Annotated in this window: 17 protein-coding genes; 3 read left to right on the forward strand and 14 right to left on the reverse strand. The window is 42.8% G+C overall.

Annotated features, from left to right (window positions below; genetic code table 11):
- Window positions 1-310 precede the first annotated feature (310 nt).
- Window positions 311-817 carry a hypothetical protein gene (locus ACIGBM_RS11155; RefSeq protein ID WP_394124759.1) on the reverse strand — a complete coding sequence of 169 codons (507 nt, stop codon included), beginning with the start codon at window positions 815-817 and terminating at the stop codon, window positions 311-313.
- Window positions 818-1,116: 299 nt separating this feature from the next.
- Between ACIGBM_RS11155 and ACIGBM_RS11160 the strand changes: the two genes are divergently transcribed.
- Complete coding sequence (locus ACIGBM_RS11160; RefSeq protein WP_397477797.1) at window positions 1,117-1,947, forward strand: Cof-type HAD-IIB family hydrolase; 831 nt, start codon at window positions 1,117-1,119, stop codon at window positions 1,945-1,947.
- A gap of 223 nt (window positions 1,948-2,170) precedes the next feature.
- Here ACIGBM_RS11160 and ACIGBM_RS11165 read toward each other — a convergent pair whose 3' ends face one another.
- Window positions 2,171-2,998, reverse strand: coding sequence for a 3-oxoacyl-ACP reductase (locus ACIGBM_RS11165; protein ID WP_397477798.1), 828 nt, complete (start codon window positions 2,996-2,998; stop codon window positions 2,171-2,173).
- Between the two features lie 374 nt (window positions 2,999-3,372).
- Here ACIGBM_RS11165 and ACIGBM_RS11170 point away from each other — a divergent pair, with 374 nt between their 5' ends.
- Entirely contained in the window at window positions 3,373-4,506 is a 1,134-nt protein-coding gene (locus tag ACIGBM_RS11170; RefSeq protein ID WP_397477799.1) for a PotD/PotF family extracellular solute-binding protein, read from the forward strand.
- 83 nt (window positions 4,507-4,589) lie between these two features.
- Here ACIGBM_RS11170 and ACIGBM_RS11175 read toward each other — a convergent pair whose 3' ends face one another.
- The 11 genes from ACIGBM_RS11175 to pilM form a co-directional block, all read right to left on the reverse strand.
- Window positions 4,590-5,801: an FUSC family protein gene (locus ACIGBM_RS11175; RefSeq protein WP_397477800.1), complete on the reverse strand. Its 1,212-nt coding sequence runs from the start codon at window positions 5,799-5,801 to the stop codon at window positions 4,590-4,592.
- A 289-nt stretch (window positions 5,802-6,090) separates the two neighbouring features.
- Entirely contained in the window at window positions 6,091-7,512 is a 1,422-nt protein-coding gene (locus ACIGBM_RS11180; RefSeq protein WP_057761694.1) for a glutamate synthase subunit beta, read from the reverse strand.
- Window positions 7,513-7,730: 218 nt separating this feature from the next.
- Window positions 7,731-12,194, reverse strand: a complete 4,464-nt coding sequence (gene gltB, locus ACIGBM_RS11185; protein WP_397477801.1) for a glutamate synthase large subunit — start codon at window positions 12,192-12,194, stop codon at window positions 7,731-7,733.
- 864 nt (window positions 12,195-13,058) lie between these two features.
- Window positions 13,059-14,147 (reverse strand): hypothetical protein, encoded by a 1,089-nt coding sequence (locus tag ACIGBM_RS11190; RefSeq protein WP_397477802.1) that lies wholly within the window; start codon window positions 14,145-14,147, stop codon window positions 13,059-13,061.
- Window positions 14,148-14,276: 129 nt separating this feature from the next.
- Window positions 14,277-15,383, reverse strand: coding sequence for a 3-dehydroquinate synthase (gene aroB, locus ACIGBM_RS11195; protein ID WP_394124752.1), 1,107 nt, complete (start codon window positions 15,381-15,383; stop codon window positions 14,277-14,279).
- Between the two features lie 72 nt (window positions 15,384-15,455).
- Window positions 15,456-16,019, reverse strand: coding sequence for a shikimate kinase AroK (gene aroK, locus ACIGBM_RS11200; protein WP_341610504.1), 564 nt, complete (start codon window positions 16,017-16,019; stop codon window positions 15,456-15,458).
- Between the two features lie 203 nt (window positions 16,020-16,222).
- A complete protein-coding gene (gene pilQ / locus ACIGBM_RS11205; protein ID WP_397477803.1) occupies window positions 16,223-18,574 on the reverse strand; it encodes a type IV pilus secretin PilQ in 2,352 nt (783 codons plus the stop codon).
- A 27-nt stretch (window positions 18,575-18,601) separates the two neighbouring features.
- Complete coding sequence (locus ACIGBM_RS11210; RefSeq protein ID WP_296208227.1) at window positions 18,602-19,135, reverse strand: pilus assembly protein PilP; 534 nt, start codon at window positions 19,133-19,135, stop codon at window positions 18,602-18,604.
- The gene (locus ACIGBM_RS11215; RefSeq protein WP_296208228.1) at window positions 19,135-19,854 is read right to left on the reverse strand and encodes a type 4a pilus biogenesis protein PilO; all 720 of its coding nucleotides are present in this window, start codon (window positions 19,852-19,854) and stop codon (window positions 19,135-19,137) included. Before ACIGBM_RS11215 ends, ACIGBM_RS11210 begins: the two co-directional genes overlap by 1 nt.
- The gene (locus ACIGBM_RS11220; RefSeq protein ID WP_397477804.1) at window positions 19,851-20,510 is read right to left on the reverse strand and encodes a PilN domain-containing protein; all 660 of its coding nucleotides are present in this window, start codon (window positions 20,508-20,510) and stop codon (window positions 19,851-19,853) included. Before ACIGBM_RS11220 ends, ACIGBM_RS11215 begins: the two co-directional genes overlap by 4 nt.
- Window positions 20,510-21,565, reverse strand: coding sequence for a type IV pilus assembly protein PilM (pilM, locus tag ACIGBM_RS11225; protein ID WP_394124751.1), 1,056 nt, complete (start codon window positions 21,563-21,565; stop codon window positions 20,510-20,512). The genes ACIGBM_RS11220 and pilM overlap by 1 nt, the downstream gene beginning before the upstream one ends.
- A gap of 193 nt (window positions 21,566-21,758) precedes the next feature.
- Here pilM and ACIGBM_RS11230 point away from each other — a divergent pair, with 193 nt between their 5' ends.
- On the forward strand, window positions 21,759-24,395 hold the full coding sequence (locus ACIGBM_RS11230; protein ID WP_397477805.1) for a penicillin-binding protein 1A: 2,637 nt from the start codon (window positions 21,759-21,761) through the stop codon (window positions 24,393-24,395).
- A gap of 158 nt (window positions 24,396-24,553) precedes the next feature.
- On the opposite strand, the gene ACIGBM_RS11235 is transcribed toward ACIGBM_RS11230, so the two are convergent.
- A complete protein-coding gene (locus tag ACIGBM_RS11235) occupies window positions 24,554-25,078 on the reverse strand; it encodes a DUF6586 family protein (protein WP_296208234.1) in 525 nt (174 codons plus the stop codon).
- Window positions 25,079-25,219 lie beyond the last annotated feature (141 nt).

Consider the following 25,219-nt stretch of genomic DNA (forward strand, 5'->3'; position numbering starts at 1 on the left):
TAGTAGTAAAATTATACTACAAAGTTGTCACGTTCAGTATCTTGGCATTATTCCAATAGTTAACAAGCCTAATCTATATTCTCCTATAGCCCTGCCTCAACGCACTTATATGACTAAGTCATGTTTACTTATAGACTAAACTCTACAAGCATTTATCAGGGTCTATCATGTTTATTAAGTTAGCGTATTTATAGGTATATAAAACACAACTTACCTTCAATAAAAAGCCGTCTACGCTATGTATAAACAGTTTTGTATAGACGGCTTCGTTGCATGCTAATTGTTGCATATTAATTGAATAGCTAACGTATCAATACCGTCCCATCTCAACTGTTGTTTCAGCAAGTACCGAATCGCCTTGCCATGCTTGTACATCTACCGTATACAGATGGTTTTTGCCGCCAGAACAAGGTGGCTTATATGCACCGCCCGCCTCGCCTTTACGGTTACGGTATTCTGCGACCATCTCAATACCTACTGGTACTTCGTAAGTATGACCAAACACTCTTGGCACTTCTGCGCTCGTAGCACCCTCTGGTAATGCGAACTCCACGATACCATGTCCACCATGTTGCATACGTTTGTTGCTTACATCGTTGTAGACGAGCACCAAGCTTTCCGCGCCTGCCGGAATGTTTGAAACAGTCATGCTAGGTGTGGCTGGGCTTTTACCCTCATAATTCAGACATTGCTGCCCCTCAGGTATTTTCTTGCCATCCCAAGCAGCATCATTAAATTTAACATCCATTGCAAAAGCGTTAGCAGATAAAGCTACTGTTGCCAAAACTGTAACCGATTTTAAGGTGAAAAAGTTCATACTTGTTCCTTTAGATAGCTGATGCATTAATAACGATAGTCCATCTTATTTCGTAGATTAGTTTTGATAATTGAATATAACTTTATAATAAATAAACACGGTTAAGTTAATCATATCGTTTAGCATTTTTGTTAATCCTCTGGACAAGCAATGAGCGGTTCTACAGGCTACATGCAAATACTGTCTCAATAAGCGTATTTGTAGCATCGTAGGTTACTCGATAGGTATTTATCTGATTGGGTATGTTGTAGTAGTATCTGAATCATTGTATCTACACGACTAAAAATAATAGGATCAACATGTTTATCGAAGATAAGATTGCCAAAGAAAGTATGACTACTAAGATTTCGACCCCCAAAATCATCTTTTTTGACATCGATGATACCTTAAGCCGTAACGGCATCATCGCTGAACACAATAAAGCGACGCTTGAGCAGCTTGCAGATACCGATATTAAACTAGTGATTTCGACTGGCCGTTCTAAAGCCATATTACCTGAAGACATTTTAGCGTTGCTTGATGCAGATATATTGGACGCCATTATTTGTATGAATGGACAATATAGTTTTGATAAAAGCGGCCGAATCAGCCATTATCCATTAACTGCTGAACAGACAGATAAAATCGTGCGCCTGTGCCAGCAGAGTGATTTGATTCATAAGTTTGACTCTGCCACTCATATCGCTTGGTCAGGTGAAAATGAACGTTTACGCGAGTTCAATGCGGTCACGCCCAACTCGATCCTTGACCCTGAGTACTACAAAACAAATACTGTCTATCAGTGCTCAGTATTTTTTAATAATCAGCAAGAAAAGATGCAGGATATTGACTTTGCCCAGTATGATTTAAAGCTGGTACATTGGCATCAGATTGGTGCTGATATATTGCCAGCAGATGCGTCAAAAGCTCGCGGCATCAAAGATATGTGCGAGTACTATGCAGTAGATGCAAGCGAATGTATGGCATTTGGTGATGGTATGAATGACTTAGAAATGTTCGACTTGGTTGGGTTTGCTGTAGCCATGGGAGATGCACAGCCAGCTTTAATAGAACGCGCTGACTTTGTCACTGGGACGATTGAAGAGTATGGTATTCAAACCGTGCTTAATCAGTTAGCAATGAAGTCATAAGATTATTCAAGTAAATAAAACCACTAGTGTGTATTAATAAAAAGCCCTTGCTAGCTCACTAGTAAGGGCTTTTTGTTATGGGCTAGTTTTATATAGAAAATACAAATGAAAGCTGGAGCGGTGATGACTCTAATACCTTGACGATCATTTTTTCTTCCACAAATTTAATATAGCGTTAAGGCATCAGTTAAGGCATCAGTTAAGGCGTGAGTTAAGGCGCGAGTTAAGGCATCGTCAAACCACCATCGACGGCGATAGATTGTCCAGTAATAGCCATACTCAAATCAGACGCCATGAGCAATACTGAATTGGCAAAGTCAGCTACCGAGGTTGCTTGGCGCAGCGGCGTTGTAGTCGCGATATAATCGAATACCTCTTCAGTGGTTAAGCTACTTGCATCGGTAGTTTTTAATAAGCCACCTGCTAGCAAATTCACCCGAATACCATATTTACCAAGCTCGCTTGCTAGGTTGCGGGTCAGTCCAATCAATGCTGATTTAGCCGTGGTGTAATCGTAATAGGTAACCACTGGGTTGTAGACAAGATTGGTCGAGATATTGATGATTTTGCCTACTTGCTGCGCTTTCATTTGCGGCAGCACCGCTTGCACCATATTGACTGCGCCTTTGACGATACCGTCCATTTGTTGCGAAAAATGCGACCACTTTACTGTTTCAATACTGGTGTACGCAGCACTTGGATTGAACTGATAATTCGGCAAAGCATTATTGATCAAGATATCGATACGACCATGACAAGTGATGACTTCAGCTGCCATGGCTTGTACTTGCTCAAGATCGGTGACATCCGCCTGATAAGCAAATGCTTGGCCACCTGTCGCAATGATATCAGCCACTACCGCCTCAGCAGCCTGTTTACTATTGAGGTAGTTGACGCAAACGATAGCGCCTGCTGCTGCCATTTGCTGTGCAATCTGTGCACCAAGCCCACGACTGGCACCAGTGACTATGGCGACTTTATCCGTAAGCAATGCTGGTATAACTGAGTGGTTTTTATTCAAGGTGTTTTGAGTTGAGGTACTTTCGGTCATTGCGCTGCATCCTTTATTATTATGGTATGGTTGGTATCTTAGAGCCAAAGGCTGATATCTGCTTAGATGATGTTCGTCATACTTCGGCCTGCGCCAATCATAGCATGGTTATATACTATGCTTTTTCGATTCAACGTTAGCAGCTCGCTAGCAATTCTACTCAGAATCACCTGTCATTAAGTTAGTTTTGCTACTCATTTCATTAGCCCAACTGGCTATTTTTATTAGTATTGTTAAGCACTGCCTTAATAATAACCCTTTAAATTGTATAAACTAATGACCATAATAGTTTTATTAGCCATGTCAGGCTTATATCTTTTTGGCTTTTTATTGGATTTTTCTGATTTGCATTATCTTTATTTAGGAGAGATATTTTGACCCATTTATCATCGTCCCATCCAACTACTCACACCTCGGCTAGTGTCGGTCGTATAGTGCCAAAAGCATTATTAGCAGCGGCTGTCGGCTTGGTGCTTGCCAGCTGTAGCAACTCTGATAATACAGCGGATGGCAGTGCTGCGGCGAGCAATGAGACGCTGAACCTTTACAACTGGTCAGAATATATGCCGCAAGAGATTTTAGATGGTTTTGAAGAAGAAACTGGCATCTCAGTTAATTACACCACATTTGACTCTAACGAAGCGATGTATGCCAAGCTCAAACTACTCGATGATTCTAGTCAGTATGACTTAGCCATTCCATCGACTTATTACGTCGAAAAGATGGCGAAAGAAGGACTACTACAAGAGCTAGACAAGTCTAAATTAAGCAATTTCAAAAACCTTGATACCTCATTTACCAATACTAAAGTCGATCCTGATAACAAATACTCTATCCCTTATATGTGGGGCAGCACCGGTCTAGCCATTAACGGTGACAGTGTCGATCCGAAAACTGTCAATAGCTGGAATGACCTATGGGATCCTAAGTATAAAGGTCAGGTGATGCTGACTAATGACGTGCGTGAAGTCTTTGGTATGGCACTGCTGACTCTTGGCTACTCAGGCAATAGCAGCAATCCTGACGAAATCGAAGCCGCTTATGATAAGCTCACCACGTTGATGCCAAACGTCAAAACTTTTAACTCTGATGCGACACGTATGCCATATATCGAAGGTGAGACTGCGCTTGGTATGACATGGAATGGCGAAGCAGTCATGGCCAATGACGAAGGTTTGACTAGCTTGGTTTATAAGTATCCAACCGAAGGCGCTATCTTATGGATGGACAACTTTGTCATTCCAAAAAATGCCAAGCAAGTTGATGCAGCACATAAATTTATTGATTACTTATTACGTCCTGAAAATGCAAAAATTGTCAGCGAAGAGATCGGCTACGCATCACCAAATATAGCAGCGCGTGAGCTGATGGATGAGAGTGTCCAAAACAACCCAACGATTTATCCTTCCAAAGAAGTACTGGCAAAAGCTGAGTTCCAAGAAGATGTGGGCGACGAAGCGTTGCAAGTGTATCAACAGTATTGGGATAAGCTAAAGACTGGTCGTTAATAGTTTTGATTTAGTACTTTAAAATTAAAGTAGTCTTCTAAAGTAAAAACGCTGATCCTAAATGGTCAGCGTTTTTTTGTTCGTTATAAATGTAAATCTGTTTCGCCGCCCTGCTCTTTCATCCGGCGCTGCTCGCGGCGCTGATAGCCTAGACCAGATGCAGCAAACCAATGCGGCTTCGATGTTTGTAATAAATCACTCAGCTGCTGCAACTGAGTCTGCAAGGTTTGTGTCAACCAAAAATAGCCCTGCCACTCAAATGCTAGGTGCTGTACGCTTGGATACTCCGAGACAGCAATACGGGTAATGGGCCGGAATACTTCGTCACTTGGACTACGTAATACCGCTGCCATATGCTGCATCGCTTGGGTTAGCTCATGCTGATAATGTACCAATAAAACATGATTTTCTTCATCAATTTCGATATTCGCTAAGCGCGGAGCCGCACTTAACAATAAATCAATCGTCCCAATAATATTACGGTGGGTACGTTGAATCGTCTCTAGCGTTTCCTTTTCGATTCCTGACTCACTGGCAGTCGCCGCGATATGGGGACGCACAGCCAGCAAGCGTTTATTGATCTGTTGTAACGCTGTGACCAACGCTCTATCAACGGGTACTTCCTTAGCAGGAAAAGCCACGGGGTTTAACTTTTGAACAGAATCGTCCACTACTCCATCCGTTGCGTCAATATGATGACCTACGCCCGCGTAGAGGCTACTACAAGCGTCAAGGTTGCTACTCAATAAGAACCGCCACATCAAGGTCGACTTTAGCGGTAAAATCAGCGTCACTGCTACCGAAACGCCTGTCCCCAGTAGGATATTTAGCGCGCGGTAGATGCCGTCTTGACCAATGCTATTATTGCCTAAATCAGAGACAATCATCAACATAGTGATACCCGTTAACAGTCCTGTATACCCGAGCTGTCTGACGGCTAGATAGCCAATAATGCCACTGAGCAGACCAATGAGCGCATAGTCCACCCACAGCCATGCGCCTGCGTTCTGATTAAACCATAACACCCCAAGCGCAGTACCAATACCTAATAAAGTACCGATTACGCGCTCTTTAGCCTTGGTATAAATAGCGCCTTGGTATTGCAATAACCCTAGAATGATAAATACGGTAATAGTCGTCCATTCACCGTGCGGAAGATTGGTGACTTTATTGACCAATAAAGCCAGTATCACAGCCGTACCTAGTCGGGTGGCATGTAGGATATCTGCATGTTGGTAGCGAACATAGGGTTCGACAAATGGAGCAGTGATACGCTGATAAAGGGTGGGTTTCACGCAAGGCTACTCTTTTTGGGTGGAATGTTTAGGTGAGACATTCTAATAAAGTATTATTAAAATATCTCAATAACTAGCGGTAAGTATAAGTTAATATTCTATCAGCAAAATGACGGGCAAAAAATAACGCCTTTTACCTATTATTCACAGGTAAAAGGCGTTATAAAAAATATCCTAGCACACTATATTGAAATCTACGCTATTGAAGATTATTTATCAAATGACTCAACAAATTGTTCATTGAGAACTGCATCAGTGTGAATGAGTAATAGTCTATTGCGCTAGCGTATTATACTTCTAGGTAGTCTAAAATACCTTCCGCAGCTTCACGACCTTCCCAAATCGCGGTCACAACCAAGTCAGAACCGCGCACCATATCGCCACCAGCGAAGATTTTAGGATTTTGAGTCTGGAATTTGAAGGTTTGCTTTTCGGCTGCTAATACGCGACCAGAGCTGTCCATACCCACTTGCTGAGACTCAAACCAATCAGCAGGACTTGGTCTAAAACCAAAGGCCATGATGACTGCATCACATGGGATGATCTCTTCAGAATTAGGGATTGGCTCAGGGCGTTGACGACCACGGTTGTCTGGTGCGCCTAACTGAGTAGTAACAACTTTTACGCCGTTAACTTTACCGTTTAAGCCGATGATTTCGGTTGGCTGTCGGTTGAATAGGAACTCAACACCTTCCTCACGAGCATTGACCACTTCACGGCGTGAACCCGGCATGTTTTCTTCGTCACGGCGATAAGCACAAACCACTTTTTCGGCGCCTTGACGGATACTGGTACGGTTACAGTCCATTGCTGTATCGCCGCCACCAAGTACCACCACCTTTTTACCTTTAAAGTCGATGTACTCTTCAGCGTCTTTTTCCCAATCATTGCAACGGTTCACGTTGGCAATCAGGTAATCTAGTGCATCATAGACGCCTGTCAGCTCTTCACCAGCAAAGCCACCGCGCATATAGGTGTAAGTACCCATACCCATAAATACCGCGTCATAGTCAGCCAATAGCTCATCGATAGTGACGTCTGTGCCAATCTCTGTCTCTAAGCGAAATTCGATACCCATGTCTTCAAAGATCACACGGCGGTTGCGCATGACGTCTTTTTCCATTTTGAACTCAGGAATACCAAAGGTCAGTAAGCCACCAATCTCAGGACGCTTATCAAAGACAACTGGCTTGACACCATTTCTGACCAAAATATCTGCGCAACCCAGACCTGCTGGCCCTGCACCAATGATAGCGACTTTTTTATCTGTCCAAACGACTTCAGACATATCTGGGCGCCAGCCAAGGGCAAAGGCAGTGTCGTTGATATATTTTTCAACATTACCAATCGTCACTGCACCAAAACCATCATTTAACGTACAAGCGCCTTCACACAGACGATCTTGTGGGCAAACTCGTCCGCACACTTCAGGCAAGGTATTGGTACGGTGGCACAATTCAGCTGCCTGAAATATCTGACCTTCTGTCGCCAACTTTAGCCAGTTAGGGATATAGTTATGTACTGGACATTTCCACTCGCAGTACGGGTTACCACACTCAAGACAACGATGCGCTTGCTGAGCAACAGCTTCGTTTTCGAAAGGTTTATAAATTTCAACAAACTCTGTTGAACGCGTTGCAATGTCTTTTTTGGTTGGATCAAATCTTGGTACATCTAAAAACTGGAAGTTATTTTCTAAGCGTTTTGCCATGGTGCTATCTCTTTTATATAAGGCTCTTTTGCAGTGGGTGGCGACAGTCAGCGATGTTTGGTTTATCTAAAATTTAAGACATATATCGCTGCTGTTACGTACCTGCTGAAAACCTGTGAGTTAAAACGTCTCTAAAAACGGAACGCTGGCTAACCTGATTAAAGCGACTGCCGATCCATCAATGCAATCCATTGATACGATAGGCAGTCATGTATCGGCTATTGTGGGTCGGCCATGGTAGTTTTAAGAAGGCTTGCAATGTTCGCCGCTTTTGGCTTAACCAAATAGAACTTACGAACATAGTGCTCAAAGTCGTTCAGAATTGTCTGACCCCATGCACTGCCTGTTTTATCTACATGAGCTTCTATCACTTGTTGCAAATGAATGCGATGCTCTTCTGTTTGCTCGCTCGAAATACGGTTTAGATCGATTAGCTCATGGTTGCAACGGTCAAAGAAGTCGCCTTCCATATCGAGTACATACGCAAAACCACCCGTCATACCAGCCCCGAAGTTGAGTCCAGTACGACCAAGAATCGTAACGATACCGCCCGTCATATATTCACAGCAATGGTCGCCTGTGCCTTCGATGACTGCATGTGCGCCAGAGTTACGGACGCCAAAACGCTCACCTGCAGTACCAGCAGCATATAACTTACCGCCAGTTGCACCATAGAGACAGGTATTACCAATGATGGCCGTCTCTTGTGCTACAAAGTTTGAGTCTTTTGGCGGATAAATAACAATCTCACCGCCTGCCATGCCTTTACCTACATAGTCGTTGGCATCGCCTTCAAGCTCGATATTTAGGCCGCCAGCATTCCATACGCCTAGACTTTGCCCTGCCGTACCAGTTAGACAAAGCTTAATTGGCATATCGCTCATGCCAAGGTTGCCCCAGACTTGCGCAATCTCACCAGAAATACGAGCACCGATAGAGCGGTCACAGTTACCAACGAAATAGCTATAGTCGCCGCCCGCCCCTTTGCGAATGTTCACAAGCATATCGCTAATCATCTGCTCAGCAAGCAAACCTTTATCAAACGGTTCATTACGCTCAACCTGACAAGTTTGTGCTTTGCCCACACTGGCTGGGTGACTAAATAGCAATGGCGTTAAATCAAGATGACGCTGCTTGTCCGTATTGCCTTCTAGAATATCAAGCAAGTCAGTACGACCGACCAGCTCTTCCATACTACGAACCCCTAGCGCTGCCAACCACTCACGCGTCTCGGTTGCGACAAACTTAAAGAAGTTAATCAACATTTCTGCTTCGCCAATGAAATGCTCATCACGCAGCTTGGCTTTTTGAGTAGCAACACCTGTTGGACAGTTGTTTAAATGGCAAATACGTAGGTACTTACAACCAACTGCAATCATTGGCGTGGTACCAAAGCCAAAGCTCTCTGCACCCAAGATAGCAGCTTTTACTACATCTAGCCCTGTTTTTAGACCACCGTCAGTCTGGACACGTACCTTATCACGTAATCCATTCACTCGTAGAGACTGATGAGTCTCAGCCAAACCTAACTCCCATGGCGAGCCTGCATGATGGATAGACGATAGCGGAGACGCTGCTGTACCCCCATCATAGCCTGAGATAGTAATTAGATCGGCATAGGCTTTTGCAACGCCTGTCGCGATCGTACCGACACCTGGACGTGAAACCAACTTAACCGATACCAGTGCATCTGGATTGACTTGCTTCAAATCAAAAATCAGCTGTGCCAAATCTTCGATAGAATAAATATCATGATGCGGCGGCGGTGAAATCAAAGTCACACCTGGCACTGAATAACGCAAACGTGCAATCAGCGCATTGACTTTACCACCAGGTAGCTGTCCACCTTCACCAGGCTTGGCACCTTGAGCTACTTTAATCTGCATGACTTCAGCGGAACGAAGGTAGGCAGGTGTGACCCCAAAACGACCAGAGGCAACTTGCTTGATCTTTGAGTTGCGCAATGTGCCATAACGCGCAGGATCTTCACCGCCCTCACCAGAGTTTGAGCGACCACCGATGGTATTCATAGCCATCGCAATTGACTCATGCGCTTCAGGAGATAGCGCCCCTAATGACATGCCAGCTGAGTCAAAACGCGTCAAGATTTTAGAGATATCTTCTACTTCATTGACATCGATACTGTTGTCGGTTTTCAGTTGCAACAAATCACGTAAGGTCGCGACCGGACGGCTATTAACTAGATCAGCATAATTACGGTAATTATCGTAATCACCTGTACGTACCGCAGTATGCAGGCTGTTAATCACATCAGGGTTAAAGGCATGGTACTCTTTGTTGAAGACGAACTTAAGCAGACCGCCTTGATCTAGAGGGGCACGACGCTTAAACGCATTGGCAGCCAGTTGCGCTTGATCAGCAGCAAGGTCTGCAAAGGTAGCGCCTTTGATACGGCTTTGTACGCCTTTAAAGCATAAACTGACGACTTCTTCTGATAGGCCAACCGCTTCAAACAACTGCGCACCGCGATAAGAAACAATGGTAGAGATACCCATTTTTGATAAGATTTTTAGCAAACCTTTATCTAAGCCTTTGCGGAAATTAACACGGGCTTGAATCGGATCACCAAGTAGCTCACCAGTCGCGACCAAATCATCAATGACATCATATGCCAGATATGGATATACACAAGTTGCACCGAAGCCAATCAATACCGCTATTTGATGCGAGTCACGAGCAAGACCTGTCTCAATGATTAAGTTAGCATCGGTACGGATACCTTGCGCGATTAGATAATGATGCACAGCACCAGTAACCATAATGGCGTTGGCCGGTACTTTGTCTGCATCGATATCTTTATCAGACAAGACAATCAACGTATTACCTAAGCGAATGTTGTCTGCCACTTGCTCACAAATAGCGACGATAGCATCAGATAGCTCTAGAGTACGGTCATAGTTCAGATCAATACGAGCCATCTTGAACGCTGGATCATCCAAGGTTTCAAGCTGCTGCATTTTGCTAGCTGACAATACTGGCGATGACAAAATAATACGATGAGCATCTCTCGCAGATGGTGCGAATACATTAGTCTCAGCGCCTAAACAAGTCTGCAACGACATCACGATTGATTCACGTAATGGATCGATTGGCGGATTGGTCACCTGTGCAAACTGCTGACGGAAGAAGTCACCGACATGGCGAATTTGCTGCGATAGTACAGCCATTGGCGTATCGTCACCCATTGAGCCGACTGGTTCTTGACCATTTTCAGCATTAGGGCGAATGATTTCTGTGCGCTCTTCATTGGTGATGTGATACATCTTTTGTAGCGCTTTGAGCTTATCACCGCGGCACGCTTGCGTCGCCAACGTTTCTTCTAGACGCTCATCATCACGGACACGCGTCGCTTCTTCACGCAACCATTTACGATATGGATGCGCCGTTTTTAGTAAAGTTGCAATAGCTGTCGTATCTAAAATTTGACCAGTCAACGTATCAATAACCAGCATTTGACCAGGTCCAACGCGACCTTTTGCCAATACATCTTGCGGCTCGTAATCCCAAACGCCTACTTCTGATGCAACAGTAATATAGCCGTTCTTAGTGGTTACCCAACGTGATGGGCGCAGACCGTTTCTATCGAGCATACAGACCGCATAGCGTCCATCTTGAATGACTAGACCTGCTGGACCGTCCCACGCTTCCATATGCTGTGAGTAAAACTCATAGAATGCACGCAAATCCATATCCATGCTATCAACATTCTGCCACGCTGGTGGTACCAAGATAGACATTGCATGGAACAGGTTCATACCGCCAGACATAAGCACTTCGAGCATGTTATCTAAGCTAGATGAATCTGAACCTGTACTATTTACAAGTGGTGTCAGCTCATTCAAGTTAGGCAGTTTGTCTGATTTTAGCTTTGGCGTACGGGCTTTAGACCAGTTGCGGTTTCCTGTAATGGTATTTAACTCACCGTTGTGCGCAAGATAACGGAATGGCTGTGCCAGTGGCCAGCGCGGTAACGTATTGGTTGAGAAACGCTGATGGAATACTACGATATGTGAGGCCAAACGCTCATCTTGCAAATCCAAGAAAAACGCTGGTAAATCTGAAGGCATTACCAAGCCTTTATAAATAATGGTCTGACAACTCAATGAACAGACGTAAAATAGCTCATCATCCGTCAAACGCTGCTCTGCTTTTTTACGTGCAACAAACAGCTTACGGTTGAAATCATCAGCAGCTAGATCATCTGGCGCATTAACGAACACTTGCTTAAAGTCTGGCAATGTCTCACGACCAATCTCACCAACAATACTCAAGTCAAGTGGTACATCACGCCAGCCAGCCACTTCTAATCCTTGGGCTGTAATCTCATCACTTAATACTTGCTGGCTATGCTTGGCTTTATCGCTATCTAAATTCACGAACACCATACCGACAGCAAAGTTGTCCGTAATGGCAAATTGCTGCTCGTCAGCAATCTGTTTAAAGAAATCGGTAGGCGTCGCTAATAGTAAGCCACAACCATCACCAGTTCTACCGTCAGCAGCAACACCGCCGCGATGTGTCATACAACTTAAACTATGAATGGCAGTTTTCACCAAATCATGGCTTGCTTCACCCTCAATATGGGCAATTAGGCCAAAACCGCAATTATCAGAAAAATCATCTGGCGTAGCCAGGTGTGTTTGTGAGGAAATCATTGACATAGCTTGTCCTTTTAAGTAGACGGGCAACTTACATTTCCAATGCGGAGTATAAGTTGGTACCCGTAAGCAGAACGGGCTGATAGTGGATATTCGTGTGTTCGAATTGGCAAATAGTGCAATGCTCGATAGACATCATACTCTAAGAGAAAGTGAAACCCTTGACCCTCCTGGTCATTAGCTGATGTCTTGACATATGGTCCGTGTATCAAAAGATAGTAAGTAGCAGCCCTTGGCAACGGGAGAATCTACACCCCTAAATGCCAGTTACTCAATCAGTGATATCTAATGCCATTCATTTAAGCATTATTTGTTATGTTGTCATGTCTAGCATTTAGAGCTAAGCATACAACAACTTAATAACGGTGCACTTGTTTATCTTGAATATCTGACGCTCTGTATTCAAGCACTTTGTTTACCCTAAAAAGAGTGACAATAAGAGAGGTTGCGTCACTTACGATAACCTTATTATGGATAGTAAGTAACCGCGCTTGAGACAATAATATTTAGTAAAGAACTCTAAAAACTAAGAAAAAACCACTAAATAGTTGTTAAATAGACATTTTTTACGATAACTATACAGAACGTCGCCCACAGTTATATTAGTTAATGATTGTCGAAAAATCTAGTCTTTTCTATCGATTCATCAGCCATAAATTGTAAGAGGACTTATTACTATTGGTTATGAAACAAATAAAACTATTATTAAAATTTTAATGTAAACCATATAAATGACATTTAGCAAAAGGCTTTGATAATACCTCGCAATAGTAGCTTGCCGCTTACTGTGACGATAAAACTATTTTGTATAGTGCTAAAAAAACCCACTAACCAAATAGCTAGTGGGTTAAATTAATCAGACAAAAACTAATTACTCTTGTCTTCTATTAGCGCTTTTATACTGTCGCTATTATTTTTGGGAGGATTAGCGTTAGCACTTTTGCCATTAGCATTTGAATTGTTGTTTATGCTACTAGGGGGCTTAGGCGTTGGCACGACTGGTGGCTTCTTACTAGTAGCGTTCTCCGCCGGTGCCGCAGGCTTTTTGTTTTCTGGCGCGGGCTTATTTGCGTTGTTTTCGTCTTTTGGCGATGCTTCAGATATTGTCTGCGTCTCACCACCAACTGTACGCTCTTCGCTAACAGATAACGTGGCAGAGGTATCTACCGACTGACGAATACTCTCTTGAGGACTGCTACCATTAGCGCTTTCTTGGTTACCTCGATTACTGTTAGCACTAGCTGCTTGAGCAGCGGCGTCATCAGCTTCTTCTTGCAAACGAGCAGGCACTTCACGCTTGGTAGGTTTTAAATCGACGGCACGTGTACGTTTTGTACTCAAATCTTTTACTGGATCAGGACGCTCATAATTATCAATGATACTGACATACCGATTAATCTCTTCTGGCAGTACACGTACGTTTGTAGGTAACTTAAAGTCTATTAGCTTTGCGGCTCCTACTGCTTCTTGCGGGCTACTCATAATCCCATAAGTCAGCATATAACGGACTTGTTTTTCATCATCAAGATAACGGAAATAAGCAAATTTATCACGATCTTGACGGCCTTCTAAGTAACTAACAATCACATCATTTTCAGCGACATTCATTACTTGAACAGTCCACTTGCCTTTATTAGCTAGCAGATAACGCTTGTCTTTGAACTCGTCCGGATAATCGCGCAAATCTCGAATCGTTGCATCAAAATTAATCGGTTGCACATCCGTATCTAACTCATGCAGCGATTCAACTTTTAGTGGTTGCTCAAACTCTTCATTCAAAATCTCTGGCGCTGATATTGGTGCATTCTCAATTTTGGCACCCATGGCTGGCGTTTGACTAAACATCCATACTAACGCTGTGACTACCCCTAAAAGTAGAGTCACTATTAGCCAAATCAGTGCTTGACGACTGTATGATTGGCTAGCAGTACGCGTTTTTGTTTTTGATGTTGCCATGAGGCGGTCCTTGGTAAACACATGTTTTACAGCATGATATAAATGCTTATTCAAACAGAGGTACAGCTAACCAGTCGGCTATAAGTACGAAATCTTAGTATAAATATATAAGCGATAATTTATGAGATATTACGCGCTATGTTTTGACAAAACTTCATGCAATAGTTCGCCGTCAAACTCATTAGTCATTACCGCATCGCCTATTGATTTTAACAAAATTAGGCGGATTTGTCCGTGTTTCACTTTTTTATCGTGTCCCATTAAATCTAAAGCAGTGTATACATCGATAGCTGGTGGCGTAATAGGTAAGTTTGCCAATTCTAAAACACGTTTAATACGTACAACTTCATCATCAGTTAACCAGCCAATTTTTTGCGATAGCTCAGCTGCTTGTACCATACCAGCCGCCACTGCTTCGCCATGCAACCAATTGCCATAGCCTTCATGCGTTTCAATCACATGACCAAAAGTATGACCAAAGTTCAATAACGCGCGCACACCTGACTCTCTTTCGTCTTGTGCCACTACATCGGCTTTGTATTGACAGCAGCGCTTTACAGCTTCACCAAGTACTGCCAAATCAAGCGCCATCATTGCAGGCAAGTTTGCCTCAAGCCACGTTAGAAACGCCTCATCCATGATAAGGGCATATTTAATAATCTCAGCCACTCCAGCCGATAGCTCACGTGCAGGCAGTGTCTTAAGCGTACTCATATCAGCAAGCACCATTTGCGGCTGCCAAAAAGCACCAATCATATTTTTACCTTGCGGATGATTGATACCCGTTTTACCACCAACACTAGAATCTACTTGTGACAGTAGCGTCGTTGGAATTTGAATAAAATTGACACCGCGCATAAAACTGGCAGCAGCAAAGCCAGTCATATCTCCGATTACACCACCGCCAAGGGCAATAAGTGTCACATCACGATTGAAGTGTTCTGTCATTAGCGCATCATAAATCTGATCAATACTTGCCTGATTTTTGTATTGTTCTCCATCTGGCAGTACGCACACCTTTACCACAAACTGCTCTGCTAGCTCATCTTCTAATACTTTTAAGTATAAAGGTGCCACAGTGTCATTAGTGACGATCAAAACCTGACGACCACTGACATAAGGCGCGATTTGCTTCGCCATACTGCTATGTTCAGTCGTAGATTTTTCAGTAATGACAATAGGGTAATCATGACTTTGCGTATGAACTATTAGGCCATCATGAAACGGCATTACCATGTGATACTCCTAAAGCATTTCTAATGAGGTAAAAGTAATTGAGTCTGCATATCAATCGTAGTTGCCAGTCTATTACTCGTCTTCTTGGTGCGCCGATGAGTCCGTAGTGCAATCGACGAATGATTCTAGCTGCTGCATCAATTGATTGACCATATGGCGTGGGTACGTGTGACCAGTAGGCATAATAATATGGGCGACTTGGCGATAGAGTGGATCGCGCGCACTGTATAACTCTTGCAATATTTTTCTAGGATTAGGCTGCTGTAATAATGGTCGAGACTTGTCTTTAGAGGTACGTGCCAGCTGCACCTCGACAGGTGCATTAAGATAAACGACGATGCCACGCTGTTTTAGGAACTCTCGGTTTTCAGCACACATGACTGCACCGCCACCGGTCGCTAATACGATTTGAGAGTTTTGGGTCAATTCATCAATGGCACGCGTTTCACGCTCACGGAAACCTGCCTCACCTTCTTTGGCAAATATCCAAGCAATGTCGGCACCCGTCTGCGATTCAATATACCAATCACTGTCTACAAAAGTGCGACCTAACTGCTTGGCAAGCAGTTTTCCGATTGTCGTCTTCCCTGCTCCCATCGGACCCACTAAAAACACCGACGGTAATTCCTGCCCCATAATACTTACTCAGCTAAATTAGGTATGATACAACGTCATTGTTATTCTGGCTAGTAATGAGCCGTGATTATTGTGAGTAAAATTTAGAGCACACCATTCATCAGTGCCTACATAAATATTGCAACGCTAAAACCACTAATTTCGCGCATAAAAAAAGCAAGCACTATGGCTTGCTTTTTCAATGAAAGATTAAAAAAACTAAATCAGTTAATACGGCTAGTACCATCATTAATAAGCTTTGGAGTCACAAAGATAAGTAGCTCTTCTTTAGTGTTGCTTCGTACATCTTTACGGAAGGCACGACCGATATAAGGCAAATCACCTAAGAAAGGGACCTTAGTTACTTCGTTATTGGTACGGTTCTTGAAAACTCCACCTAACACGACAGTTTGACCATCTTCAATAATGACGTTGGTTGAAATAGAATCCTGAGAAATTGCAACCTGACTATTAATAATAGTCGGAGTACCATTTGTGATTACCAACTTTAAACCAATTTTACCATCTGGCGTTATATTTGGTGTAGCCTCTAAACTTAACGCAGCCTCTTTGAAGCTAGTCGTTGTTGCACCACTTGCTGAGGCTTCTTGATAAGCAATCTGAGTACCAGAAGAAACCTTCGCTGTCTGCTTATCCGCGGTCAGAATCTTTGGTGTAGAAATAACTTCACCACGGTTATCCGCTTGTAGCGCTGACAACTCAAGATCAAGCATTACATCAGACATACTGAGCAAACCAAAAGCGATACTACCTGCTGGGTTGGAAACGCCTAAGTCGACGTTTAAGTTATCAGGACGACTAATGTCATACGAAGGATAAGAAACTGTTTGACCATTGACCGTCGTTGTTTCTACATCGAAATCTTTTAGATCCCATAGGGTTTGATCGCTACCACCAACCAATAAACTACGGTTGTTGGCTGCACCGTTTGATAATATACCCCAACGTACACCAATTTCTTTACTAAAGGTATCAGACGCGCTAACGATACGTGCTTCGATCATAACTTGGCGAACAGGAATATCAATTTTACTGATTAGTTTGTGGATATTTTCAATGCTGTCAGCCACGTCTTTAATAATCAAAGTATTGGTACGTTCATCAATCGTTACCGTACCACGATTAGATAATAACGTATTGTTATCGTCAGCACTGTTGGAGTTATTGCCGCTATTACTAGATGATCCACTGCCTTGAGAAATAAGAGTCAATACATCTTGTGCTTTCGCGTAGTTCAGACGAATATATTCATTGCGTAAAGGCGCATACGAATCAACAGCTTGCTGCGCTTCAAGCTCGCGAGCCTCTTGCTCAGCAAGTTCAGTAGAAGGCGCAACCAAAATCACATTACCATTTTCACGTTTGCCAAGATTTTTACTTTTCAAGATAATATCAAGCGCTTGATCCCAAGGAACATTGATCAAACGCAAAGTGATGTTGCCAGCAACAGAATCACTCGCAACGATATTCATCTCAGTAAACTGTGCCAAAATATCTAAGACACTACGGATCTCAACATCTTGGAACTCCATCGATAAGGGTTCGCCACTATAGACTCTTTCTTCAAGCGTTGGCTCACGTAACAATTCAGGTTTCTTGATACTGATATTTAACTGGTTACCTGATTGATAAGCCTGATACTCGTAGTCATCCGTCATATTGATGGTGACGACACCGTTTTGACCCTGATTCTTAGTATCAACACTATCAACAAGACCACTATTAATATTCAAACGACGTAATAAATTTCTCGGAACTGTGCTACCAGTTAAACGTATGACAAGCTTTTTACCTTGGCGCTGTACATCTACTGGGATGGCTTCGTTAGCAAGTACAACACTTACATTGCCACCTCCATCACTACCTGCCGAAAAATTGACTGCACTTAGTCCATCATAGCTATACTGTTTGCTTACCTGTGAAGCAGCGAGTTGCGGATTTAATAGTGGGTTTACTCTCACTACCATCGTATCAGCTGGCACTTCATTTTTTACTACTGCCTTGCTCGTAGTACGTACAGGTGCCACTGGTACAGTAGAGGTCTCAACAATAGGCGTAACGACTGCGGTCGTTGTCATACTATTATTATTAAGTACATCTTGAATCGGGTCGCTAGTAATAACTGGACGATTAGGATCAGTAATTGTCAGTAATAAATCATTGCCTTCAATCGCTGTCGTATAGTTTCCTGACTCTTTTAAACCGACAATGAGACGTGTGGTACTATCGCTACTTAGCGTAGTCACATCATTGATTGCACCGACGTTATATTCGTTGAAGCGGCTAGCAAGCCCATTCTGTACTTGTTCGAAATCTAGGACTAAGCGACTAGGATCATCAAGCTGATAGGCTGCAGGCAATACTGGCAATCCTGTAAATCCCAAACGCATTTGAGTCACTGCAGGTGCAGTCTGTACTACAGAAACACTATCAATGCGCTGTGCAGCATAAGCACTATTAGTCACAGCCACCATACTGACTGCCAGTGCTGAAATAGCAAAAGCAGAAGAAACGCGGTTGCTCATCATCATTACCTTGTTATTGCGTACTGTCATTATTTATTCCTCAAAAAATCTGCCGACTTAGCTTATAGGGGATACCAGCGACTGGGGTTTTTCTACAAACCCTGCGCGGCTATCTGGCACAATTTCAATCAAGTTAATCTGGGTCGGCGTGATTTCAACAATACGGCCGTCGTTCATTCCAAGATAATCGCCTACTTTAACACTGGCAACTGAACCGTCGGGACGTTGTACTAACGCATATCGCTGACCTTCAGGCGAAATTACTACACCTCGAAAAATCAGTTGCGACAGTTCGTACTGCTCAAGTGGTTCTTTTATTCTGTTAATATCAGGACGTACACCTTCAATAGAGGTTCTAGCCCCTTGCACACTGACCAAGCTTGGCGGTAAAAAAGGACTACGCTGCGAACTAGCGCTATAAACAAAATCCTCTACTAGTTCAGCTTTGGGTGGCGGCTCAATAGGCTGTGCAGGCTGATTACGGATATCAGTCATTGACTGCTCTGCCATACCTATACGGTCACTACACCCTGTCATAGATAAAACAGCAATACTTAAAGCCAATAGCATGGGCATTTTTTGAATACTCATTAGTTGCCTCCTGCGTTTGCATCAGTAGCAACGGCTTCATCACCTTCAGGAGCCGCTTCTTTAGAGCGATAAGTCTTAGTTTGCAAGACTAAGTTAAGCTCTGGTAAAACATCCAAAGTAGGCTGCGGGTTACTGACTTCAAAATCATGCATCGTAATAATTCGAGGAAGTGCGGCAAGACCACTAATAAAGCTGCCAAACTGATGATATTCACCTAACGCAGCAATACGTATTGGTTGCTCAATAAAGAATTCATTTTCAATCTCAGGCTCTACTGAAATATCTTGAAAACGGATATTACTACCAACGCCTGTCATGTTTATGCCTTCTACCAATTCTGACACACGAGTATCTTTTGGCAACTGATCTAATAAAGTATTAAACTCAGTTTCCATTTGAACCACTTGCGCCTGATAAGCTTTTAAATGACGAGCGCGCGACTCTTTTTCACGATAGCTATCAAGTAAGGTTCGTTGTTGAGCCTCAGCAGCATTAATTGCATCAATTTTGCTGCTAATCGGTAAGGCCCATGACAAAGCTGCGATAAAGATAATAATAAGGCCAATTACTGTCACTTTTACTGGTAATGGCCAACTGCCATAATTTTCTGAATCTAACGACTCAAAGCTACGGCGAAACTCATTTAAATCAAATTGCTTTTTCGGTTTTAAAGCAGATTTTTTGGTTTTAGTGAGGCTTTTTTTACGGATAAGCTTCATAACTCACCTCCAAGACTAGCACTAGTATCAGCGTCATCAGGGTTAGGTGTCTCTGACTGGACTTTAGTCGTCACTATAAACTGTACGTAACTGTCTTCAGGATACACAGAACGTGGCTGTTCACCTGTCTCAACTGTATTATTGAGAGCTGGTGCAGCTTGATAAGCAGTAATATTCTGTTGAATGTTACTTACTGCTGAGTTACCCATCCATTTGCTACTATCAAGGTTACGGATTAAGCTTGATACAATATTTGGATTATCTGCTAAACCTGTTAAAGTTAAGACATCGCCTTCACGTTTAAGGTTATTTAGATATAGCGCTGGTGGAATAGCTTTAGCAAGATCATCCCATAGGCGTACAGGGACAGGACGTCGACCTTGTAAATCTTGAATAACTTGCATGCGTGAAATAATATCGTCACGACGCTGTTCTAAACTATCAATTTCAGTCAATGCGGTGTCTAAGCGAGTGTTTTCTTGTTCGATCAAAGCGTTGGCATCAAGCTGTTCATCAAGCTCATTGTTAAAATAACTCCATGAAGCAAAGGCTGCCAATAAAGTTAGCAATGTAACTGCAACTACTAAAGTGATGAACTCTTTGTTGCGACGTTCACGTTCTTCTTGTCGCCAAGGTAAAAGGTTAATACGAGCCATTAGTCAAAGCTCCTCAACGCAAGACCGCATGCAGCCATCAAACTTGGAGCATCAATAGCCAATTGCTCATTATCAATATTTGGTGCAATAGTCATATTAGTAAATGGATTAGCAACACTGACAGTTACACCTAGCTTTTGTTGTGCCATACCAGCGAGACCTGCAATGGAACTACTTCCCCCTGCGAGCACCACATGATCGATGCTGCTATATTGGCTTGATGAGAAGTAAAACTGTAGAGAGCGAGTGATTTGCTGAATAGTGTTTTCTATAAAGGGTGTCAAAACTTCAGGATAATAATCATCAGGTAAGGTACGTTCGCGCTTACTCAGCGTCGCCTCTTCTGCCGATAAGCCATAGCGGTTTTGTATGGCTTCTGTTAATTGAACACCTCCAAATAACTGTTCCCGACTATAGATAAACTCACCATTTTTGGCGATATATAAGGTAGTTTGATTATGACCTATGTCTATCAAAGCCACCAGTTCTGGTACATTTGGGAGACTATCCACCATCAATCCAAACGCACGCTCAATTGCATGCGATTCGATATCCATGACTTTCGTTTGCATCCCACCGAACGCTAAAGCATCTACACGTTGGTCAACATTTTCCGAGCGAGAAGCAGCAAGCAATACCTGAACCATATCTTCGCTAACTAAAGATGGTCCTAATACTTCAAAGTCTAAGTTGACATCTTCTAATGGATAAGGCACATATTGGTCAGCATCTAGACGTATCTGAGCCTCACGCTCAACATCGCTAAGTGCCATATCCATATCAATGATTTTAGTGATCACTGCAGACCCTGAGACCGCAGTTGCAGCACTACTACCCGATACTTGGCAACGTTTTGCCAAACTCATTATAATGTTGCCAACGGCCTCTGTATCTGCTAGAAGCTTATCAATGACGACACCTTCTGGTAGCCTTTCAATACCATAAGATTTTAGGTGGAACATGCCTTGTTGGCGCTGTATGTCAACCAACTTTACTGAGGTGGCACAAATATCCACACCAATCAAATGTCGACTTTTCGAAGTAAATAGCCTCACAAACTCTATACCTTATATTAAGTGTACAATCTGATAGTTATTTGTAATAATTGAATACAATACTTTACTTAATTGATAGATTCAAGCATTTAAAAATATATTAAGGCTAACTTACACATTTATTATTACCTGCTCATTTTGTTCAAGGTATAATAATATTGTCTGCTACAAATTCTAACTAATAAGTCTTATTATGGCCAAGAAAAATGCTACCGCTCGTCTCATTCGTTTTTTAGTGGGACTTTTTATCGCTTGCCTAGCATTGGCAGTTGTTCTAGCACTTGCTGTACCTATTGGTTTCTATGGGATGGCAATGTATTTGTCACCAACCCTACCTAGTACGCAAGAAATTAAAACAGCCAAACTAGAAATGCCATTACAGATTTATAGTAGTGATGATAAATTAATCGGCCAATATGGCAATCGTTTATCGTTACCAGTTAGTTTTGATGAGATTCCTGAAGATTTAACTCATGCCTTTTTAGCAGCCGAAGATGCTTCTTTCTTTCAGCATAGCGGAATTAGTGTTAAAGGTCTTGGTCGCGCTGTCACCGAAGCAGTCACTGATGACGATGGCCAAACCGGTGGCTCTACCATTACGATGCAGGTCGCTAAAAACTATTTCTTAAGTCCAGAACGTACTTTAAACCGCAAACTAACAGAGTTGTTTTTGGCGCGGAAGATCGAAGACGAGCTGAGCAAAAATGACATTTTGACACTATATGTCAATAAAATTTATCTGGGTGAAGGCGCCTATGGCATCCGCGCTGCGGCCAAAAAATATTATAGTAAGTCATTAGACAATCTAACTATTGCTGAAATGGCGATGTTAGCCGGTCTACCAAAAGCCCCTTCTAAGTATAACCCTGTTGCCAATCCTAGCCGCGCATTGACTCGCCGTAACTGGATTGTTGGACGCATGCATGAGCTTGGCTATATTACCAAAGCTCAGTACGATGAAGCGGTCAACTCTCCTATAGGTATCAACCTATATAAAGAAAAGCTCGATGTAAATATGCCTTATTTGGCAGAAATGACTCGAGCTTCTTTAGTCGAACGTTACGGCGATCAAGTCATGCACGGTGGCTGGCGCGTACGTCTCACAGTAGATAGTAAAGCGCAAACAGATGCAGAAGCAGCAGTAGTAACAGGATTGATTGCCTACGAGCATCGCCATGGTTGGCGTGGGGCTGAAGCAAACGATGAGCCTCTCGAAAACTTCCGACGCTACAGCAATATGTCTCCTGCCAAGGTGACTAAAGTCAATTCTCGTAGTTTTAATGCGGTTCTACAATCTGGTGAAGAAGTGACCGTTAATTGGTCTGGTATGAAATGGGCACGTAAATATATTTCTGCTGACCGTATTGGTTATTACCCTAGCCATGCCAGTCAAGTTGTTAAGAAAAATGATATCGTTCGTGTGATACCTACTTCAAATGGCAACTGGCAATTAGGTCAAATACCTAAAATTCAAGGCAGTTTGGTCTCGTTGAATCCAGAGACTGGTGCTGTAAATGCATTGGTTGGTGGCTTTGATTTTAACCACAGTAAATTCAACCGTGCCTTGCAAGGATGGCGTCAACCTGGCTCTATCATTAAGCCACTTGTTTATACCGCTGCTTTAGAGAAAGGTTATCGCCCAGATACCATAGTGTCTGATAAAGCTATCCAAGTAGGTGACTGGAAACCTAAAAACTCTGATGAACGTTTCTTAGGTGATATCACTTTACGTCGTGGTTTATATTTATCCCGTAACCTCGTATCTATTCGCTTGTTACAAGCTATCGGTATCTCAAGTACGCGCAACCTATTAGATGAATTCGGTCTTGATAAAGAAAAGCTACCAACAACCTTGTCATTAGCACTTGGAGCAGGACAAGCCACACCATTACAAATGGCCACGGCTTACTCAACCTTCGCGAATGGTGGTCATCGTGTCCAACCTTACTTTATTGAACAAATTTACAATTATAAAAACGAGCTGTTGTTTCAGGCAAATCCACGTCAAGCATGTGCACTATGCTTTAACGAAAAGCTTGAAAAGGTTAATAGCAGCTTAGTTGAAGAGTATGAGAAGTCAATTGAAGCGCTTGATGATGGCACTAATGAAATAACTACCGATAATTCATCATCGAAAAGTAATGATGATAGCGAAACAACAGATAAAGAGCTTGATTTAAAGGTATATAACGCAGGTCCACAATCAGACCGCCTGAAAGCACCTGCCGTACAATATGTAAGAGCCAAACAAGCACCGCGTATACTGCAACCTAGAGTGGCTTTTGAGATGGCAGATATATTACAAGATGTTGTACAGCTTGGGACTGCGCGGAGAGCAAAAGCGTTGGGCCGTGATGATATTGGCGGAAAAACTGGTACCACCAATAAAGCTAAAGATGCTTGGTTTGCAGGCTTTCACCCTACCAATGCGACAGTAGTATGGATGGGCTTTGATCAACCAGCGACTATGGGTCGCCGTGAATATGGTGGTGTGGCAGCGCTGCCAGTCTGGATGGACTTTATGAAAGCTCAGCTAAAAGACACGCCAAGCCAATGGGTATCTATCAATAACCGCTCAAAATCCAGAAAGCAACAGCAAAGTATCATAGAGATGACTGATGATGGCATCTTAGTTGATGATGACGCCAAGAAATCAGCCAAGCCAGTTAAGACTCAAACTCAGCAGCGTAAGCCTTCGGCTCCAGAGCCTACTGAAAATACCCGTACTCCACCATCAACGAAACCAAGCAACAATCGTAGTGATGATAGCGTACCGGAAAATCCATTGACAGTGACGCCCGTTGAAAGTATGCCACCGATGCCAGAGTAACAAACAAGACAATTCTTAATCAATAAAAAAAGGCTTATTCAGTAATGACTGAATAAGCCTTTTTTATGTGCTTTAGACTATGGCCTACCCTACTTAATCATACTTTCAAATTGTTCAATAAATAGCTATCAAGAATAAATTTGCTAGTTTACTTCCTATTAGAATTCAACCATACCTGCACGCAGTTGTTCAATCAACTCTAAAAGCTGATTACGCCATTCTCGTATTGTGGTCTCATCAGGCAGCCATTGGTTAGATAAAGTGACGACATTGACAATCAAGTCTGGCGACGCTAAATGGCTGCTTGGCGCTTCATCGACGATAGTATCTGGCGGTACTGCATAAAGACAACGCTGATAAGCACGTTCTATATTGGCAATAAAACCTTGCTGCTGTAATTGCTGCAAACGCTGAATCTCAGGAGATACTTGGGTACGCTCGCTCAGTGCTTGCTCAATATCGAGCAAAGTTGGCGCCGTCATATTTAGGCTATAGAAATGACCGAGCTCCTGAATAAATGCTAGCAAAGCACCATGCAAGTGAAAAATAGCAGTCTCACAGTGTGCTTGGTATAACTGCTTATCATTGGTACTTCCTGCAGATTGGCAAGATAAACGACAAAAATATAACTTTTGATTGGTCCGATCTGCTTGATATTTGGCGACGCGAGTTTTACCTGCCATTTGCTAATTATCCTTTTATGAATAGTGAATTAGAGCATATTTCCAGTGTACTATTTTTTTAGATAATAGCACCATGCCTTTCTCAGTTTTTTATACGCACAAAAAAGCCAGCAACTTAGGCTGGCTTTTTTATCAAATTAA

It is taken from the genome of Psychrobacter sp. NPDC077938 (genome assembly GCF_044542635.1).
Taxonomy (GTDB): Bacteria; Pseudomonadota; Gammaproteobacteria; order Pseudomonadales; family Moraxellaceae; genus Psychrobacter.

What these genes read in the sequence shown, in the direction of transcription:
- ACIGBM_RS11155 (WP_394124759.1), bottom strand. Translation starts at nt 817, where the DNA reads ATGAACTTTTTCACCTTAAAATCGGTTACAGTTTTGGCAACAGTAGCT.
- ACIGBM_RS11160 (WP_397477797.1), top strand. Translation starts at nt 1,117, where the DNA reads ATGTTTATCGAAGATAAGATTGCCAAAGAAAGTATGACTACTAAGATT.
- ACIGBM_RS11165 (WP_397477798.1), bottom strand. Translation starts at nt 2,998, where the DNA reads ATGACCGAAAGTACCTCAACTCAAAACACCTTGAATAAAAACCACTCA.
- ACIGBM_RS11180 (WP_057761694.1), bottom strand. Translation starts at nt 7,512, where the DNA reads ATGGCAAAACGCTTAGAAAATAACTTCCAGTTTTTAGATGTACCAAGA.
- gltB (WP_397477801.1), bottom strand. Translation starts at nt 12,194, where the DNA reads ATGTCAATGATTTCCTCACAAACACACCTGGCTACGCCAGATGATTTT.
- ACIGBM_RS11190 (WP_397477802.1), bottom strand. Translation starts at nt 14,147, where the DNA reads ATGGCAACATCAAAAACAAAAACGCGTACTGCTAGCCAATCATACAGT.
- aroB (WP_394124752.1), bottom strand. Translation starts at nt 15,383, where the DNA reads ATGGTAATGCCGTTTCATGATGGCCTAATAGTTCATACGCAAAGTCAT.
- aroK (WP_341610504.1), bottom strand. Translation starts at nt 16,019, where the DNA reads ATGGGGCAGGAATTACCGTCGGTGTTTTTAGTGGGTCCGATGGGAGCA.
- pilQ (WP_397477803.1), bottom strand. Translation starts at nt 18,574, where the DNA reads ATGACAGTACGCAATAACAAGGTAATGATGATGAGCAACCGCGTTTCT.
- ACIGBM_RS11210 (WP_296208227.1), bottom strand. Translation starts at nt 19,135, where the DNA reads ATGAGTATTCAAAAAATGCCCATGCTATTGGCTTTAAGTATTGCTGTT.
- ACIGBM_RS11215 (WP_296208228.1), bottom strand. Translation starts at nt 19,854, where the DNA reads ATGAAGCTTATCCGTAAAAAAAGCCTCACTAAAACCAAAAAATCTGCT.
- ACIGBM_RS11220 (WP_397477804.1), bottom strand. Translation starts at nt 20,510, where the DNA reads ATGGCTCGTATTAACCTTTTACCTTGGCGACAAGAAGAACGTGAACGT.
- ACIGBM_RS11230 (WP_397477805.1), top strand. Translation starts at nt 21,759, where the DNA reads ATGGCCAAGAAAAATGCTACCGCTCGTCTCATTCGTTTTTTAGTGGGA.
- ACIGBM_RS11235 (WP_296208234.1), bottom strand. Translation starts at nt 25,078, where the DNA reads ATGGCAGGTAAAACTCGCGTCGCCAAATATCAAGCAGATCGGACCAAT.